19 protein-coding genes are annotated in these 15,207 nt (G+C 73.0%); 11 read left to right on the forward strand and 8 right to left on the reverse strand.

What is annotated here, in order from left to right; all coding sequences use genetic code 11:
- The first annotated feature begins 33 nt into the window (after positions 1–33).
- From ABII15_RS31870 to ABII15_RS31900, 7 genes are all read left to right on the forward strand, one after another.
- Positions 34–450, forward strand: a complete 417-nt coding sequence (locus tag ABII15_RS31870) for a gas vesicle structural protein GvpA (protein WP_353945732.1) — start codon at positions 34–36, stop codon at positions 448–450.
- The gene (locus ABII15_RS31875) at positions 447–1,199 is read left to right on the forward strand and encodes a GvpL/GvpF family gas vesicle protein (protein ID WP_353945733.1); all 753 of its coding nucleotides are present in this window, start codon (positions 447–449) and stop codon (positions 1,197–1,199) included. The genes ABII15_RS31870 and ABII15_RS31875 overlap by 4 nt, the downstream gene beginning before the upstream one ends.
- A 4-nt stretch (positions 1,200–1,203) precedes the next feature.
- On the forward strand, positions 1,204–1,437 hold the full coding sequence (locus tag ABII15_RS31880; protein ID WP_353945734.1) for a gas vesicle protein GvpG: 234 nt from the start codon (positions 1,204–1,206) through the stop codon (positions 1,435–1,437).
- A 3-nt stretch (positions 1,438–1,440) separates the two neighbouring features.
- Positions 1,441–2,205: a DNA primase gene (locus ABII15_RS31885; RefSeq protein ID WP_353945735.1), complete on the forward strand. Its 765-nt coding sequence runs from the start codon at positions 1,441–1,443 to the stop codon at positions 2,203–2,205.
- A complete protein-coding gene (locus ABII15_RS31890) occupies positions 2,198–3,340 on the forward strand; it encodes an SRPBCC family protein (RefSeq protein WP_353945736.1) in 1,143 nt (380 codons plus the stop codon). Before ABII15_RS31885 ends, ABII15_RS31890 begins: the two co-directional genes overlap by 8 nt.
- A gap of 106 nt (positions 3,341–3,446) precedes the next feature.
- Entirely contained in the window at positions 3,447–3,794 is a 348-nt protein-coding gene (locus tag ABII15_RS31895) for a GvpL/GvpF family gas vesicle protein (protein WP_353945737.1), read from the forward strand.
- Between the two features lies 1 nt (position 3,795).
- Positions 3,796–4,068 carry a gas vesicle protein K gene (locus tag ABII15_RS31900; RefSeq protein ID WP_353945738.1) on the forward strand — a complete coding sequence of 91 codons (273 nt, stop codon included), beginning with the start codon at positions 3,796–3,798 and terminating at the stop codon, positions 4,066–4,068.
- Between the two features lie 5 nt (positions 4,069–4,073).
- Here ABII15_RS31900 and ABII15_RS31905 read toward each other — a convergent pair whose 3' ends face one another.
- Together ABII15_RS31905 and ABII15_RS31910 are read right to left on the reverse strand one after the other, a co-directional pair.
- On the reverse strand, positions 4,074–4,895 hold the full coding sequence (locus tag ABII15_RS31905) for a class I SAM-dependent methyltransferase (protein ID WP_353945739.1): 822 nt from the start codon (positions 4,893–4,895) through the stop codon (positions 4,074–4,076).
- Between the two features lie 110 nt (positions 4,896–5,005).
- Complete coding sequence (locus ABII15_RS31910) at positions 5,006–6,517, reverse strand: phosphatase PAP2 family protein (protein ID WP_353945740.1); 1,512 nt, start codon at positions 6,515–6,517, stop codon at positions 5,006–5,008.
- Positions 6,518–6,611: 94 nt separating this feature from the next.
- On the opposite strand from ABII15_RS31910, the gene ABII15_RS31915 reads away from it, so the two are divergent.
- On the forward strand, positions 6,612–8,234 hold the full coding sequence (locus tag ABII15_RS31915) for an ATP-binding cassette domain-containing protein (protein WP_353945741.1): 1,623 nt from the start codon (positions 6,612–6,614) through the stop codon (positions 8,232–8,234).
- A gap of 13 nt (positions 8,235–8,247) precedes the next feature.
- Here ABII15_RS31915 and ABII15_RS31920 read toward each other — a convergent pair whose 3' ends face one another.
- Both ABII15_RS31920 and ABII15_RS31925 read right to left on the reverse strand, forming a co-directional pair.
- The gene (locus ABII15_RS31920; RefSeq protein ID WP_353945742.1) at positions 8,248–9,018 is read right to left on the reverse strand and encodes a hypothetical protein; all 771 of its coding nucleotides are present in this window, start codon (positions 9,016–9,018) and stop codon (positions 8,248–8,250) included.
- Positions 8,997–9,269, reverse strand: coding sequence for a hypothetical protein (locus tag ABII15_RS31925; RefSeq protein WP_353945743.1), 273 nt, complete (start codon positions 9,267–9,269; stop codon positions 8,997–8,999). Before ABII15_RS31925 ends, ABII15_RS31920 begins: the two co-directional genes overlap by 22 nt.
- Before the next feature lie 289 nt (positions 9,270–9,558).
- Between ABII15_RS31925 and ABII15_RS31930 the strand changes: the two genes are divergently transcribed.
- Positions 9,559–10,554: an AraC family transcriptional regulator gene (locus ABII15_RS31930; RefSeq protein WP_353945744.1), complete on the forward strand. Its 996-nt coding sequence runs from the start codon at positions 9,559–9,561 to the stop codon at positions 10,552–10,554.
- Between the two features lie 10 nt (positions 10,555–10,564).
- Here ABII15_RS31930 and ABII15_RS31935 read toward each other — a convergent pair whose 3' ends face one another.
- From ABII15_RS31935 to ABII15_RS31945, 3 genes are all read right to left on the reverse strand, one after another.
- Positions 10,565–11,110 carry a type 1 glutamine amidotransferase domain-containing protein gene (locus tag ABII15_RS31935; RefSeq protein ID WP_353945745.1) on the reverse strand — a complete coding sequence of 182 codons (546 nt, stop codon included), beginning with the start codon at positions 11,108–11,110 and terminating at the stop codon, positions 10,565–10,567.
- 7 nt (positions 11,111–11,117) lie between these two features.
- Positions 11,118–11,597 carry a CBS domain-containing protein gene (locus ABII15_RS31940; protein WP_353945746.1) on the reverse strand — a complete coding sequence of 160 codons (480 nt, stop codon included), beginning with the start codon at positions 11,595–11,597 and terminating at the stop codon, positions 11,118–11,120.
- 68 nt (positions 11,598–11,665) lie between these two features.
- Positions 11,666–12,046, reverse strand: a complete 381-nt coding sequence (locus tag ABII15_RS31945) for a DUF2795 domain-containing protein (protein ID WP_353945747.1) — start codon at positions 12,044–12,046, stop codon at positions 11,666–11,668.
- 342 nt (positions 12,047–12,388) lie between these two features.
- On the opposite strand from ABII15_RS31945, the gene ABII15_RS31950 reads away from it, so the two are divergent.
- Positions 12,389–13,207, forward strand: coding sequence for an RNA polymerase sigma factor SigF (locus tag ABII15_RS31950; protein WP_353945748.1), 819 nt, complete (start codon positions 12,389–12,391; stop codon positions 13,205–13,207).
- Positions 13,208–13,210: 3 nt separating this feature from the next.
- Here ABII15_RS31950 and ABII15_RS31955 read toward each other — a convergent pair whose 3' ends face one another.
- Complete coding sequence (locus ABII15_RS31955; protein ID WP_353945749.1) at positions 13,211–14,347, reverse strand: GAF domain-containing protein; 1,137 nt, start codon at positions 14,345–14,347, stop codon at positions 13,211–13,213.
- Positions 14,348–14,422: 75 nt separating this feature from the next.
- Between ABII15_RS31955 and ABII15_RS31960 the strand changes: the two genes are divergently transcribed.
- Positions 14,423–15,190 (forward strand): ANTAR domain-containing protein, encoded by a 768-nt coding sequence (locus tag ABII15_RS31960; RefSeq protein ID WP_353945750.1) that lies wholly within the window; start codon positions 14,423–14,425, stop codon positions 15,188–15,190.
- The last annotated feature ends 17 nt before the right edge of the window (positions 15,191–15,207 follow it).

The raw sequence follows: 15,207 nt of genomic DNA on the forward strand, positions 1-15,207 counted from the left end.
CACCCAGAACTCAGAGAAGGAGGGCCTTTCCCCATGACCGTTGTCCCCGCACAACAGTCAGGCGGCGGTGGCGGCACCAGCGGCCTGTACGACGTACTCGAACTCGTCCTGGACCGCGGGCTCGTCATCGACGCGTTCGTCCGTGTCTCGCTGGTCGGCATCGAGATCCTGAAGATCGACGTCAGGGTCGTCGTCGCCAGTGTCGACACCTACCTCCGGTTCGCCGAGGCGTGCAACCGGCTCGACCTGGAGACCGGCAGCAAGAAGCCGTCCGGCCTCACCGACATCCTCGGCGACACCATGGAGTCCGGCGCGCGCGGCAAGACCAAGGGCGCCCTCTCCGGCGCCGCGCAGACCATCTCGGACGCCTTCAACCAGGCCCGCGAGGAGGGTGAGGCCGAGCCGCGCCGCACCCGCCGCGCCCCGAGCCGTCGTAAGGAGGAGCAGTGAGCAGTACGTACATCTACGGCATCGCGAGTGCCGAACATCCCACGCTGCCCGACGGCATGGGCGGCATCGGCAAGCCCGCGCGCACGGTGCACATCGTGAAGAAGGGGCCGCTGGCCGCGATCGTCAGCGAGGCTCCGGACGACCTGCGGCCCAAGCGGCGTGATCTGCTCGCCCACCAGAGCGTGCTCGCCGAGGCGGGCGCCGGCGGTCCGGTGCTCCCCATGCGGTTCGGCAGTCTGGCCCCGGACGAGGAGGCCGTGGCCGACGTGCTCGCCGAGCGCGTCGACCACTACCAGGAGCGGCTGCGCACGCTGGACGGCAAGGTCGAGTACAACGTCAAGGCGCAGCACGACGAAGAGGCCGTACTGCACCGGGTGATGGCCGAGAACCCCGACGTCCGCTCGATGACCGACGCCAACCGGCAGGCGGGCGGCGGTACGTACGAGGACCGGCTGCGGCTCGGCGAGCTCGTGGTCGGCGCCGTGCAGGCCCGCGAGGCCGAGGACGCGCTGGAGTTGCAGCAGTTGCTCGAACCGGCCGCGGACGCGGTGTCGACGGGCCCCGAGAGCACCGGCTGGCTGGCCAACATCTCGTTCCTCGTCGACCGGAAGGCTGCCGAGCGCTTCCTCGCCGCCGTCGAGGACGTCCGCCGCGACCACTCCCACATCCAGCTCACCGTCAACGGCCCGCTCCCGCCGTACAGCTTCGTGGAGCCGGGCCCGTCCGCACCCGCGGGCAGTACGGAGTGAGGCCGTGGGGCTGACCAGGCTCGTCGGCGAGGTGCTGCTGCTGCCCCTCGCGCCCGTGCGCGGGTCGATGTGGGTGATGGAGCAGCTGGTCGCCGAGGCCGAACGGCACTACTACGACCCAGCCGTGATCCGTTCCGAACTCAGCTCCCTGGAGCGGCAGTTGACGGAGGGCGACATTGACCAGGAGACGTTCGACCGGATCGAGGACCAGCTTCTCGACCGGCTGGAAGGGAAGTGAAGCGTGAACCGGGCAGCGCTCGGCCTCGCGGTAGGGGCCGGTTACGTCCTCGGACGGACCAAGAAGATGAAGCTGGCGTTCGCCGTCGGCACGATGGTGGCGGGCAAGAAGCTGAAGCTCAGCCCGCGCGCCATCGGCGAACTGGTGACGCATCAGCTGGAGAACAACCCGCAGTTCAAGGAGATCGGCGATCAGCTCCGGCAGGATCTGCGCGGCGTCGGCAAGGCGGCGACCGGTGCGCTCGTGGAGCGGCAGATCGAGGGGCTCGCGGGCCGGCTGCACAGCCGTACGCAAGGTGTGCGCGACCAGATCGCGGGCGTCGCCCCCGACGTGGACGACGTGCGGGACGCCGGTGAACGGGTCACGCGCGTGGTGCCCGGACAGCGGGTGCGCCGCCGCGACGAGGAGGACGCGTACGAGGACTCGGACGCCTACGAGGCGGAACCCGACGGCGAGTTCGACGACGATTCCTACGATGACCGGGCCGAGGACCGCGACGACAACCGTGACGAGCGTGACGACCGTGACGAGGGCCCGGGCCGTGGCCGGCGCGGTGGATCCGGTTCGTCCGGCCGCCGTACCCAGGGCGCCGAGCGCACCCGGATGAGCACGTCGACGGCGAAGCGGGCCCCGGCGAAGAAGACCGCGGCGAAGAAGACGGCCGCGAAGAAGACCGCGGGCAAGAAGACGGCGGCGAAGAAGACAGCCGCCAAGAGGGCCGTGGGCAGTGCGGCCGGCGCCGCGAAGGGAGGGCGGGACCGTGGCTGAATCCCCCACCAAGGCGCTGGGCGGCCTCGCCAAGAGCCAGGCCGCCGACCACCTCAAGTCGGAGGTCCAGCAGTACCTCGCCGCCCAGACCCAGCGGATGCTGCTGGGCGCGGGCCGCAAGCTGGGTGAGACGACGCTGAAGCTGAACGACATCGCCGACGGCACCAGCCCCGGCTTCGCCAAGCTCGCCCTCGACGGTGGCCGCAAGCTCGCCGAGGGCAAGAGCCCGATGCGCAGCGCCGTCGAACTCGGCGCGGGCCACCTCAAGGACAAGGTCGTCGGCGGGGTCAAGGGCCTCTTCGGCAAGGGCGGCAAGAAGAAGGGCGGCGCGGGCAAGAAGCCGACCGTCATCATGGAGTTCATCGACGTCGGCGTCGATCTGCGCACCGCGTACGACCAGTGGACGCAGTACCAGGAGTTCTCCACGTTCGCGCGCGGCGTCAAGAACGCCAACCGCGCCGACGACGTCACCTCCGACTGGCAGATGAAGGTCTTCTGGTCCAGCCGGAGCTGGAAGGCGCACACCACCGAGCAGGTGCCCGACGACCGGATCCAGTGGACGTCGGAGGGCGCCAAGGGCACGACGAAGGGTGTCATCACCTTCCACCGGCTCGCCGACCGGCTGACCCGCGTGCTGCTGGTCATCGAGTACTACCCCAAGGGCCTGTTCGAGAAGACCGGCAACATCTGGCGCGCCCAGGGCCGCCGGGCCCGCCTGGACCTCAAGCACTTCGCGCGGTTCGTGACGATCCGCGGCGAGGCGAGCGACGGCTGGCGCGGTGAGATCCGCGACGGTGAGGTGGTCACCACCCACGAGGACGCGCTGGCCCAGGAGGAGCAGGAGCAGCAGGAGAACCAGGAGGGCCGGGAGGACCAGGAGGAGGGCAAGCCCGCCGACGAGTACGACGAGGAGGGCGGCCCGGAGCACGACGAGCCCGACGAGCCTGACGACTACGACGAGGCGGAGGCCGAGTACGACGACGCCGAGGGCGGCTACGAGGACGAGCCGGAGGAGGTGGAGGAGTACGACGACGGCGAGTACGAGGAGTACGCCGACGACGAGGACGCGGACCGCGCCGACGACGAGGAACCCGCGCGCGGCCGGGAGCGCGCCGGCAGCGGGGCCCGCCGATGACGACGGCCACCACGGGCGCCCGCCGCATGCAACTCGCGCAGGAGAACGCCGAGTTGAAAAGCAGACTGGCCGAGCTCGAAGAGGCCGCGGAAGGGGAGAGGTCCTGATGCCCACGAGCGTCCCGGCGGGGCGGCTGCGGTACGTGTACGCCGTGTGCCGACCGCTCGACGCGCCGCCGCCGGCCGGCCGCACCGGTGTCGCGGGCGCGCCGCCCCGGCAGCTCGAACACCACGGCCTCGTCGCGGTCGTCGCCGACGCGCCGGAGCGGGACTTCACCGAGGCCCCGCTCCGCGCGCACCTGGAGGACCTGGACTGGCTCACCGCCACCGCCACCGCCACCGCCCGCGCCCACCAGACCGTGGCCGAGCGCACCGCGCGCGAGGACGCCTGGCAGCGCGCCCTGATCAGCTCGGTCAACGAACAAGTGGCCTCGCCGTGGCCGGAGTTGATGTGACGTGGCGCGTATCGAGATCGAGCAGGACACGGTCGAGCGCGATCTGATGAAACTGGTCCTCACGGTCGTCGAGCTGCTGCGGCAGCTCATGGAGCGGCAGGCGATCCGCCGCTTCGACACCGGCGATCTGACGGAGGACCAGGAGGAGCGGATCGGGCTCACCCTGATGCTCCTGGAGGACCGGATGGCCGAACTCAGGGACCGCTACGACCTGCGGCCCGAGGACCTGAACATCGACCTCGGACCGCTGGGACCGCTACTGCCCAGGAGCTGAACTCCCTACTTGCGGGCCAGGATCTCCCCGTGCGGCACGGTGAACCAGGCGTCCGCGTGCGTGCCCCACTCCCGCCAGGTGGCGGAGACCGCCGCCAGCTGATCGGCGGTCGCGTGCCCGCCCTGGGTGGCGCGGTCGGCGTACGCGGAGGCGACGGTCCGGTCCGCCCACAGACCGCTCCACCAGGCGATCTCGTCCGCCGTCGCGTAGCACCACGCGCCCGCCGAGCACGTGACGTCCTGCTGGGCGAAACCCGCCTCCATGGCCCACGACTTGAGGAAGCGGCCGGCGTCCGGCTCCCCGCCGTTGGCCCGGGCGACCCGGCGGTACAGATCGAGCCAGTCGTCCATGCCGGGCAGTCGCGGGTACCAGGAGAACACCGAGTAGTCGGAGTCCCGGGCCGCGACGGTCCCGCCCGGCTTCGTGACGCGCCGCATCTCCCGCAGCGCCTGCACCGGGTCGCCGACGTGCTGGAGCACCTGGTGCGCGTGCACCACGTCGAAGGTGTCGTCGTCCCACGGCAGCGCGTGCACGTCGGCGGTGGTGAACTCCGTGTTCGTCAGGCCCCGTTCGGCCGCCGTGGCCCGCGCCTGTTCCACGATGCCCTCGGCGCTGTCGGCGCCGACCACCCGCCCCTGCGGCACCAGTTCGGCGAGGTCGGCGGTGATGGTGCCCGGCCCGCAGCCGATGTCCAGGATGCTCGAATCCGGCCGGAGCACGCCCGAGTCGAGGAGGTAGGCCGCCGAGTTGGCGGCGGTGCGCCAGGTGTGTGAGCGCAGCACGGACTCGTGGTGGCCGTGGGTGTACACGGCGGTCTCCTGCGGCATGACCCGATCCCTTCACGGTAGGGGCGAAACGGTGTGGCTGCCGCCCGGGGTGAATGCCCCGGGCGATGCCTTCACCGTACGCCCGACAACCGGATGATGAGACTGGTGTCTCACAGTATGGTCAGCGGGCGGTACACGCGCAGTGCCTCGTGCTCCTTCTCGATGCTCAGCACCGGTCCGCACGGGCTCACTTCACCGTCGTAGGCGAGCGGTGTGCCCGGCGTGATCCCGTCCACGCGCAGCCGGGTCATCCGGGTCGCCGTGTGGAACGGGGAGCGGGACAGCGGGCCCGACAGGGCCGCCGCGAGGAGGCGGAAGCTCGGCCACCGGCCGCCGCCGACCGTGCGCACGTCCAGCAGCCCGTCGGCCAGGGACGCGCGCCGGCCCGCCGTCAGCCCCATCCGGCGGTAGGTGCAGTTGCCCGCGAACAGCAGCCACAGCTTCCGGTCGCTGCCGCCGATGCGGACGTTCAGCGGATGGTCCCGCCGCAGCACGTGCACGGCGGCCACCACATCGGCAAGACGTCCGCCGACCCGCGCCGACCAGCGTTCACGCTCGTGCACCAGCTCCGGGTAGGCGCCCAGGCTGAAGGTGTTGAGGAAGATCCCCGAGGTCTCCGCGGAGTGGAAGCGCCCCACGTCGACCGCGACCGCGTCGCCGCCCTGGACCGCCCGCACCAGATCGCCCGCGTCCTCCACGCCGAGGTCGTACGCGAAGTGGTTGAGGGTGCCGCCGGGCAGCACCGCCAGCGGCAGCCCGTGCTCCAGGGCCACCCGCGCCGCCGTGTTCACCGAGCCGTCGCCGCCCGAGATGCCGAGCGCGCGGGCGCGCGGCGCGGCCTTCTGGAGCACCTGCGTCAGGTCGCCGCCCGTGAACTCGATGAACTCCGCCGCGGGCAGCGCGTCGCGCAGCGCCTTCACCTTCTCCGGCGTCCCCGCGTTCGCGTTCACCACCATCACCAGGCCCTCGCCGCCCGGCAGCGCCGGCACGTCCTCGACCAGCGGCCGCCCCGGTGACGGCATCTGGTCGCGCGTCGGCACCAGCCCTCGTACGGCGAACGCGGCACCCACCCCGAGCGCGGCGCCCACCAGGACGTCACCCGGGAAGTGGGCGCCGGTGTAGACACGGGAGGCGGCCACCGAGAACGCCACCGGCGCGACCGCCGCGCCCAGGCCCCGCGACTCCAGCGCCACCCCCGTCGCGAAGGCCGCGGCCGACGCCGCGTGCCCCGACGGGAACGACGTGGTGAACGGCTGCCGCTTGAGCCGCCGGGCCAGCGGCACCGGGTCGAGGATCGGCCGGGCGCGGCGCACCGAACGCTTCCCCAGCGTGTTGATGGTCGCCGAGGCCACCGCGAGGGACGCGATGCCGCGGACGGCGGCCCGGCGGGCCTTCGGGGATCCGCTCAGGGCGAGGGCACCGCCGATCCCGAACCAGAGCACGCCGTGGTTGGCGGCCCGGCTCAGCCGGGGCAGGACCCGCTCGGCACCGGGCCAGTTCGAACCGGCGGCGAACTCGAAGACGCGGCGGTCCAGGGCGGCGAGCCGTCCCCGCAGGGACGGTCCGGGCTTGGTCACGTCCGGTGCGGGCGTGATGAGGTCGGCGAAGAAATCGGCACACATGTGACGACGGGTACCCCGTGACGGGGCCTGCACCCGGCTTCGGCCTGCCAATTCATTTGCCCGTCACCCGCACGGGCGTCCACAATGCGGGATCATGGGACATCTGGAAGCGGCGCACCTCGAGTACTACTTGCCGGACGGGCGGGCACTGCTCGGTGACGTCTCCTTCCGGGTCGGCGAGGGCGCGGTCGTCGCCCTGGTCGGACCGAACGGCGCGGGCAAGACCACGCTGCTGCGCCTGATCTCCGGCGAGCTCCAGCCGCACGGCGGCTCGGTCACGGTCGGCGGCGGCCTCGGCGTGATGCGCCAGTTCGTCGGCTCGGTCCGCGACGAGACGACCGTCCGCGACCTGCTCGTCTCCGTCGCCCAGCCCCGGCTCCGCGAGGCCGCGAAGGCGGTCGACAAGGCCGAGCACGCGATCATGACGGTCGACGACGAGGCCGCGCAGATGAGCTACGCCCAGGCGCTGGCCGACTGGGCCGAGGTCCAGGGCTACGAGGCGGAGACGCTCTGGGACATGTGCACCATGGCCGCGCTCGGCGTCCCCTACGACAAGGCCCAGTTCCGCGAGGTGCGCACGCTCTCCGGCGGCGAGCAGAAGCGCCTGGTCCTGGAGGCCCTGTTCCGCGGCACGGACGAGGTCCTGATGCTGGACGAGCCGGACAACTACCTCGACGTGCCCGGCAAGCGCTGGCTGGAGGAGAAGCTCCGCGAGACCCGTAAGACGGTCCTCTTCGTCTCCCACGACCGCGAGCTGCTCGCCCGCTCCGCCGAGAAGATCGTCAGCGTCGAGCCCGGCCCCGGCGGCGCCGACGCCTGGGTGCACGGCGGCGGCTTCTCGACGTACCACGAGGCCCGCCGCGAGCGCTTCGCCCGCTTCGAGGAGCTGCGCCGCCGCTGGGACGAGAAGCACGCTCAGCTCAAGAAGCTCGTGATCAACCTCCGGCAGGCCGCCGCGGTCAGCCACGAGATGGCCTCCCGCTACGCGGCCGCGCAGACCCGGCTGCGCAAGTTCGAGGAGGCGGGCCCGCCGCCGGAGCCGCCGCGCGAGCAGGACATCACCATGCGCCTGAAGGGCGGCCGCACCGGCGTGCGCGCCGTGACCTGCCAGGGCCTGGAGCTGACCGGCCTGATGAAACCCTTCGACCTGGAGGTCTTCTACGGCGAACGCGTGGCGGTCCTCGGCTCGAACGGCTCGGGCAAGTCCCACTTCCTGCGCCTGCTGGCCGGCGACGACTCGGTGGCGCACACCGGCACCTGGAAGCTCGGCGCGCGGGTGGTCCCCGGCCACTTCGCCCAGACCCACGCCCACCCCGAGCTCCAGGGCCGTCCGCTGCTCGACATCCTCTGGCGCGATCACGCCAAGGACCGCGGCGCGGCGATGTCCCTGCTGCGCCGCTACGAGCTGACGGCCCAGGCCGAGCAGAACTTCGAGCGGCTGTCGGGCGGCCAGCAGGCCCGCTTCCAGATCCTGCTCCTCGAACTGGAGGGCGCCACCGCGCTGCTCCTGGACGAGCCCACGGACAACCTCGACCTGGAGTCGGCCGAGGCCCTCCAAGAGGGCCTGGAGTCCTTCGACGGCACGGTCCTGTCGGTCACCCACGACCGCTGGTTCGCCCGCGCCTTCGACCGCTACCTGGTCTTCGGTTCGGACGGCAAAGTCCGGGAGACCTCGGAGCCCGTCTGGGACGAGCGCCGGGTGGAGCGCGCCCGCTAGGGCGTGTACCGGCTCACGCGTCCCAGCGGAGCAGCGCCCCGAGCCCGCCGGCCGGTCCGGTGGCCGGATCCGCCCCGGCCACCGACACCGCGTCGGCCCCGGCGGCGGCCGCGCACCGCAGCAGCGCGTCGTCGGCCCGCGCGGGCACCGCGTCCCGCGCCCCGAGCACCGCCGGATCGTCCCGCTCCACCCCGACCTGGTCGGGTTCGGCGCCGACCCAGACCGGCCGGTGCGCGTCGGGCCCGTCGGTCCGGACCAGCAGCTGGGAGATCCGGTGCTCGCGCGCCGCGTCGACCAGCGCGGGCACGCCCTCCGCGGCCTCCTCGCCACGGCTGCGCGCGGCGGCGAACAGCTCCGCCTCGTGGGCGGCGCGGGCCCGGGGCAGCTCGGCGTCGAGCCGCCGGCCACCCGCACCCGGACCGGCCCGCAGCACCCGCTCCCGCACCGCCGCGGGCAGCAGCTCGCGCACGGCCGCGCACTCCGCGTCGTCCCCGACCAGCACGACGAGATCCGCCCGCGTCCCTGCCTGACAGCGCACGAGCGCCTCCGCCAGCTCGGCGGCGCCGCGCCGCCGGCCGTCCGCCGCCCACAACGGCAGGTGCCGCTCCGTCCCCAGAGGCCCGTCCGGCCACAGGGCCAGATCGGCGGCGTCCCGCCCGAGGCGCGCGACCAGACACAGCGGATCCGCGCCGGCCAGGTCGAGCAGGGGCGCGATGTGCGGCAGCGCCGCCCAGCGCACCGACGTGCCCGGCGGCGCCGTGCTCAGCGGCGGATCGAGGACCACCTCGCCGCCCGAGGCGAAGAACGCCCGCCCGACCGGCTCGGCTCATCGGCGTGCCGTAGCTCGTCGACGGCCATCCGTACCGCGTGGCAGGTGGCCCCGTCGGCCCCGGCGCGCGCGAGCGCCCGCTGCACCGCCAGCGCCTCCAGCGTGCGCTCCTCGGCGGTGGAGGCACGGTGCCGGGCCGCGTCGACGTAGACGGACGCCCAGGGACCGGGCCGCTCGTACAGCGGAGTGAGGAACGCGAGGTCCATATCTGCCTCCCGGAAGGCGTGGGCGCGGTGGAGCGGAATACGGTGTTCGGGAGCGGGTACCCCGCGCGCCCACGGGCAGACAGGAGGTGACACGCACGGGTGAATCAGGTGTGTCCCCCGGGTCACCCGACGCACGGGGCGACACGGGGGCGGTGGGGGACCGGTGTCCGGTGCAGGCGTCGTCGCCAGAGGGCGGCGGTAGTCGTACGCTGCTGGGTCGGCGGACGGACCGGCGCACGGGACTCCCGTGCGCACGACGGGTCATGACAGGTCATCACGAGGAGTCAGGGTGGCGAGAACGGCCTTCCGGACGGAAGACGTCGACCAGGCCATGGAAGCGATCAAGAACGCTTTCTACAGCAACCGGCTGGACGTACTGTCGCGCCCCGAGCGGTTCGACGCCGCGTTCGACGTGCTCGAACTCGGCGGGATCACCGTCGGGGACCTCAGATGCGGAGCCGATGTCCGCGTGCGGTGCGGAGAGTTGGGCTCGTACCACGTGAACATCCCGCTCGGCAGCCCCATGTCCTGGCACCAGTCGAGCAGGCCCTCGCAGCTCACCCTGCCCGGCGCGGCCGCCGTGTTCCAGCCGGTCGGCACCACAGCCGTGGACCATTGGACCGGCGAGGGGCGGATCGTCGCGCTGAAGATCGAACGGCCCCTGCTGGAGCGGCGCGTGGAGGAGCTGACCGGCCGGACACTGCGCGGGCCGCTCGTCCTCGACCCCGGCCTGGACCTGACGCGCGGACGCGGCAGGGCCTGGGCCCGGCTCGTCGGCACGCTCGTCGACGATCTGTACGAGGACGTCCACCTGCTCCAACATCCGCTGGTCGCCGCCCCGTTGCGGGACGCGCTCGTCAACGGGCTGCTGCTGAGCACCGGTCACCACTACCGCGACGTACTGGACCGGCCCGCGCAGGGGTTGCGCCCCGCGCCGGTCAAACGCGCCATGGACGCGATGCGCGAGCGCCCCGAACACCCCTTCACCACCGCGGAACTCGCCGGCCAGGCGCGGGTCGGCGTGCGGTGGCTCCAGGAGGCGTTCGCGCGCTACGTGGGGATGCCGCCGATGGCGTATCTGCGCTCGGTCCGCCTGGAGCGGGCCCACGCCGATCTGCTCGCCGCGGACCCGCGCACGGCGTCCGTCAGCGACATCGCCCAGCGCTGGGGCTTCGGGCACCTGGGGCGCTTCGCCGAGCAGTACCGGGCCAAGTACGGCCAGGTCCCGTCCCGCACGCTGCGCACGGTGGACGACGACGACCTCTGGAGCCCCCGACGCCCCTGACGACCGCGGCTCACACGCCGCTGACCTGCTCCAGGAGCGCCGCGTCGAACGCCTTGAGGTCGTCCGGGCGGCGGCTGGTGACCAGCACGTTCGGACCGCCGGTGCAGATCTTGACCTGCTCGTCGACCCAGGTGCCGCCCGCGTTGCGGATGTCGGTCGCCAGGCTCGGCCACGACGTCAGCGTGCGGCCGCGCACCACGTCCGCCTCGACCAGCGTCCACGCGGCGTGGCAGATCGCCGCGACCGGCAGGCCCCGCGTGAAGAAGTCCCGGACGAACGCCACCGCGTCCGGGTCGGTGCGCAGCTGGTCGGGGTTGGCCACCCCGCCCGGCAGCACCAGCGCGTCGAAGCCCTCGGCGCCGGTGGCCGCGAGATCCGCGACCGTCTTCTCCACCGGGAACGTGTCCGCCTTGTCGAGGTGGTGGAACGCCTGCACCTCACCGTGGCGCGTCGACACGAGCACGGGCTCGCCGCCCGCGTCCCGCACGGCCTGCCAGGGGTCGGTCAGCTCCACCTGCTCCACGCCCTCGGGCGCCACCAGGAACGCGATGCGCATCAGTTGCTCAACTCCCTTGTACGGATGGATCTGTCGTTGCGGCCCGGACGGTGCGCGGGCGGTCGGCCGGGCCGTCCGGGACGGCGCCGCTGATGTCGGCGAGCGCCGACGCCGGATCGTGGGCGACCGCCAGATCGCCCAGGCTCACCATGCCGACCGCCCGGCCGTCCTCGACGACCGGTAGCCGGCGCACCGAGTGCTCCCGCATCAGGCTCACCGCGGTCGACACCGGATCGTCCGGGCCGACCGCCACCGGATGCGGCGTGCACACGGCATCGGCGCTGACGGTCAACGGGTCCTCGCCCTCGGCCACGGCACGCAACGTGATGTCCCGGTCCGTGAGCACGCCGACGAGTCCCGTCTCGTCCGCCACCAGGACATCACCGATGTCCTGGGCCCGCATCAGCTGCGCGGCCTCGACGAGCGAGGCGTCGGGGCGTACCGCCACGACGCCTGGTGTCATGACTTCCCTGACCACATCAGCCATGACCGCCGGCCTCTCCGCCCCGTCGGGCTGGTCCGTGACCCCGGCCGGAGTACCCGGTCCGGGGCCCTTCATTCCTGTTCGCCGACCAGGGCCCTGGCCAGCTCCGACGCCGTACCGAAGGTCGTGTCGGGCGGCAGCGCGGCCACCCGGTCGACGAGCCCGTCCGGCGCGGACCGCTCGCGCAGCGTCCGTGCGAGCGAAGCCGGCGCCGCCGGGAACGACGTGCGGCCGAGCAGCCGCCCGAGCTCCAGCCGGAGCGCTTCGTGACGGCCGGGGCCCTTGCCGGGCAGCACCGGGCCGCCCGCCACTTCGGGATCGTCGTCGGCCACCGGCTCCGGATCGTGCCACTCGGCGGTCCGCGTGGGGTGCCCGGACCGCAACAGTCCCTGCAACTCGTGCTTCATCTCGTCGTCGCGGTGTGCGCTGAGCCGGTCGCTGCCTCGCTGCATCTGTCCCTCCTGTGTCTGGGCGGTGCCGGGTCGCGTACCCGAGGGCCCACCGCTGACACCTGCCGCCGCGACCGGTCCGCGCGAGCCGTGCCGGCCGCCCCGTGAGATCCGTCCGGGCGCCCGTGTTTGTGCGGGCGGCGCAGGGGCAGCCGAAAGTGAGTGCTTCGGACAGGAGGCACGTCCGTGGGACGGACGGGTACGCGCGCCGTACCTCTCCCCGGGACAGCGAGACGCTGTACCCGCCCCGGGTGTGTCCACTCCGTTTCTTTCGGGGCGACTCCGGGCGACTCCCACGGTGACCACCGCCAAGGCACCACAACGCATCACCAGGGAGTTGCGACCATGCGTACGCGTACCGACGCATCCGTGCACCCGGTCAAGCCGGGGCAGCGGCACCCGCACGACGACGCACCCGACACCACCGAGGCCTTCACCCGGCTCTGCGACCTGCCCGACGGTCCCGAGCGCACCGCGCTGCGCCGGGAGGTCGTCGAGGCCTGGCTGCCGATGGCCGACCGGCTCGCGGGCCGCTTCCGCAACCGCGGCGAGTCCCTCGACGACCTGCGGCAGGTGGCCGCCCTCGGCCTGGTCAAGGCCGTCGACCGGTACGACCCGGAGCGCGGCAACGCCTTCGAGAGCTACGCCGTCCCCACGGTCACCGGCGAGATCAAGCGCCACTTCCGCGACCACATGTGGACCCTGCACGTACCGCGCCGGGTCCAGGACCTGCGCAATCGCGTCCGGTTCGCGCAGCACGAGCTCTCCCAGACCGTCTCGGGGCGGGCGCCGACCCTGAGCGAGATCGCCGACCGCGCCGGTCTGACCGAGGACGAGACCCGCACCGGTCTCGAAGCGCTGGAGAGCTTCACCGCGCTCTCCCTCGACGCGGAGCTGCCGGGCAGCGACGACGGCTACTCGCTGGTCGACGCGCTGGGCGCCGCCGACCCCGCGCTCGACACCGTCGTCGACCGGGAGGCCGTCAAGCCGCGCATCGCCGAGCTGCCCGAACGCGAGCAGCGGATCCTGTACATGCGGTTCTTCGGCGACATGACCCAGAGCCGCATCGCCGAACAGCTGGGCATCTCGCAGATGCACGTGTCCCGGCTCATCACCCGGTGCTGCGACCGGCTGCGCGACCAGGTCCTCGCCGATGCGGCGTAGCGGTCATCTGCGCATCGCCAGCGCGATGTGCCGGGACATCACGTCCAGGGCCTGCGCCTCCGCCATCGAGAACGCCTGGCGGCCGGCGGACCGGAACAGGGTGAGAACGCCCTGAACCGGTTCGCCGGGGGACGGGATCAGCGGGACGCACAGCAGCGAGGTGACGTCGGCACGGACCAGGACCGGGGCGCCGGAGACGTCCTGGCCCAGGGCCAGCGGATCCTCGGGGCGCACAAGGAGCGCGGGCGCCCCGCCCCGGGCCGCCTCCTCGACGAGCGGGGCGGTGGCCGGGTCCTGCGCGGCGATGTCCCGCACCGCCGCGTCGTCGGCGCCCAGTACGCAGGCCCGGGTGAGGCGGGCGGCTCCCGCGTCGGCCACCACCCAGTCCGCGAACCGGGCGTGCAGGACGCGGGCGGCGCGGCGCAGCACTTCGGCCGGATCGCCGGCCGGGGCGCCCAGCAGCTCCCGCGACATCGCGTCCAGCAGGTCCATCACGGCCTGATGGCGGCTGGTCTCGGCGAGATCGGGGACCGTCGCGGACGAGGGGGCGTGCCGGTGCCGCACCGTCGCCGAGCCGTCGGCGGCGGGCTGGAGCAGCACGAGGACGGTGGTACGCGGCTCGTTGCCCGGACGCAGGCCCGTCAGGGTCGCCCGGACCGGCTCGTGCGCGGACTGCTGGAGATGCACGGCCATCCCGCGGTCCCCCTCGCCCCGGGCCACCGCGGCGACCTGCGAGCGGAACGCGGCCCGGTCCGCGTGCGCGAGCAGCCCGGTCAGCGGCCGGCCGCTCGCGTACCCGGCGCGCACCCCGGTGAAGTTCGTCGCCGCGAAGTTGAGGCGGCGCACCACGCACTCCCGGTCCACGAGCGCCACCGGCAGCGGAAGCCGCTGGAACACGGCGCGCAACAACTGCTGTTCCTGCCGGTCGGCGGTGACCGGACGCCCTCCGGGGCCACCGCTCTCGGCCGTCAGTTGCTCGTACCAGGGCCACAACGTGCCCACCGCGTGGTCGAGTTCGAAGAGAGCGGCGTCCAGTACGGCGGGCAGGCCGTCGGCCGGCACGGAACGTGCCGCCTTCAACTCCCCTACCCGGCGCACGAAGTCCGCCAGTTCCTCACCGAACTCTTCCGTTTGCGCCATGCCGAGAACCTATCCCGGTGAGCTGTTTTCCGGGGCCGAGTGAGGGAAGCCGAAGCTGTGAGGAGGCGTTTTCCGATGCGCGAGGCCGATCGGAACGAAGCAGGAACCGCAGCACAGCAGCCGTGCGGGGCGTATCCCGCGGAGCCCTCACGGCTCGCCCCCGAGGCGCCCGAGCCCGGACTGCCCGCCCGCCGGCTCTCCGAGCTCGCGGAGGAGGCCGCACGCTGCACCGCGGACTGCTGCGGCGCCGTCGCGACCGTGAGCGACGGCACCGGCGAGCGGCCCTCCGCCGCCACCCATCCCGACCTGACCGCGCTGCTCTCCGTACAGCTGCGGTCGGGCGAGGGCCCCGTACCCCTCGCCGAGGAGCGTGGCACCCCGGTCGACGCCAGCGACCTGTTGCAGGACCGGCGCTGGCCGCGCTACCGGGCGCTCGCGCTCGACTCCGGCGTGCGCTCCAGCGTGACCATCCCGTTCCGCAGCGCCGATCTCACCGTCACGCTCAGCCTGTTCAGCTTCCGCGCCGGCACGCTCGTGGAAGCGCCGCACGGCCCGGTGCGCGCGCTCGGTGACCTCGCCGCCACGTGCATGGTCCGCGACCGGTCCTACCGGGCGGCCCTCGCGGAACTGGACCAGCTCGGTGCCGCGCTGCGCACCCGGCCCGTCGTGGACCAGGCGTGCGGCATCGTCATGCATGTGCTGGGCTGCGACGCGGACGCCGCGTTCACCGTGCTGCGTCGGATCTCGCAGGCGACGAACCGGAAACTGGCCGATGTCGCGTCCGCTGTCGTCGACAAGCGGGGGCGCGGTCTTGAGCGGGAGTTCGCTGCGCTGACCCGGTGAGAGTCCGTCGCCGGGTG

The organism is Streptomyces sp. HUAS MG91 (genome assembly GCF_040529335.1).
Taxonomy (GTDB): Bacteria; Actinomycetota; Actinomycetes; order Streptomycetales; family Streptomycetaceae; genus Streptomyces; species Streptomyces tabacisoli.

Excerpts from the sequence above, each read along its gene's own strand:
- ABII15_RS31870 (WP_353945732.1), top strand. The coding sequence starts at position 34 with ATGACCGTTGTCCCCGCACAACAGTCAGGCGGCGGTGGCGGCACCAGC.
- ABII15_RS31895 (WP_353945737.1), top strand. The coding sequence starts at position 3,447 with ATGCCCACGAGCGTCCCGGCGGGGCGGCTGCGGTACGTGTACGCCGTG.
- ABII15_RS31905 (WP_353945739.1), bottom strand. The coding sequence starts at position 4,895 with ATGCCGCAGGAGACCGCCGTGTACACCCACGGCCACCACGAGTCCGTG.
- ABII15_RS31910 (WP_353945740.1), bottom strand. The coding sequence starts at position 6,517 with ATGTGTGCCGATTTCTTCGCCGACCTCATCACGCCCGCACCGGACGTG.
- ABII15_RS31915 (WP_353945741.1), top strand. The coding sequence starts at position 6,612 with ATGGGACATCTGGAAGCGGCGCACCTCGAGTACTACTTGCCGGACGGG.
- ABII15_RS31925 (WP_353945743.1), bottom strand. The coding sequence starts at position 9,269 with ATGGACCTCGCGTTCCTCACTCCGCTGTACGAGCGGCCCGGTCCCTGG.
- ABII15_RS31935 (WP_353945745.1), bottom strand. The coding sequence starts at position 11,110 with ATGCGCATCGCGTTCCTGGTGGCGCCCGAGGGCGTGGAGCAGGTGGAG.
- ABII15_RS31940 (WP_353945746.1), bottom strand. The coding sequence starts at position 11,597 with ATGGCTGATGTGGTCAGGGAAGTCATGACACCAGGCGTCGTGGCGGTA.
- ABII15_RS31945 (WP_353945747.1), bottom strand. The coding sequence starts at position 12,046 with ATGCAGCGAGGCAGCGACCGGCTCAGCGCACACCGCGACGACGAGATG.
- ABII15_RS31950 (WP_353945748.1), top strand. The coding sequence starts at position 12,389 with ATGCGTACGCGTACCGACGCATCCGTGCACCCGGTCAAGCCGGGGCAG.
- ABII15_RS31955 (WP_353945749.1), bottom strand. The coding sequence starts at position 14,347 with ATGGCGCAAACGGAAGAGTTCGGTGAGGAACTGGCGGACTTCGTGCGC.
- ABII15_RS31960 (WP_353945750.1), top strand. The coding sequence starts at position 14,423 with ATGCGCGAGGCCGATCGGAACGAAGCAGGAACCGCAGCACAGCAGCCG.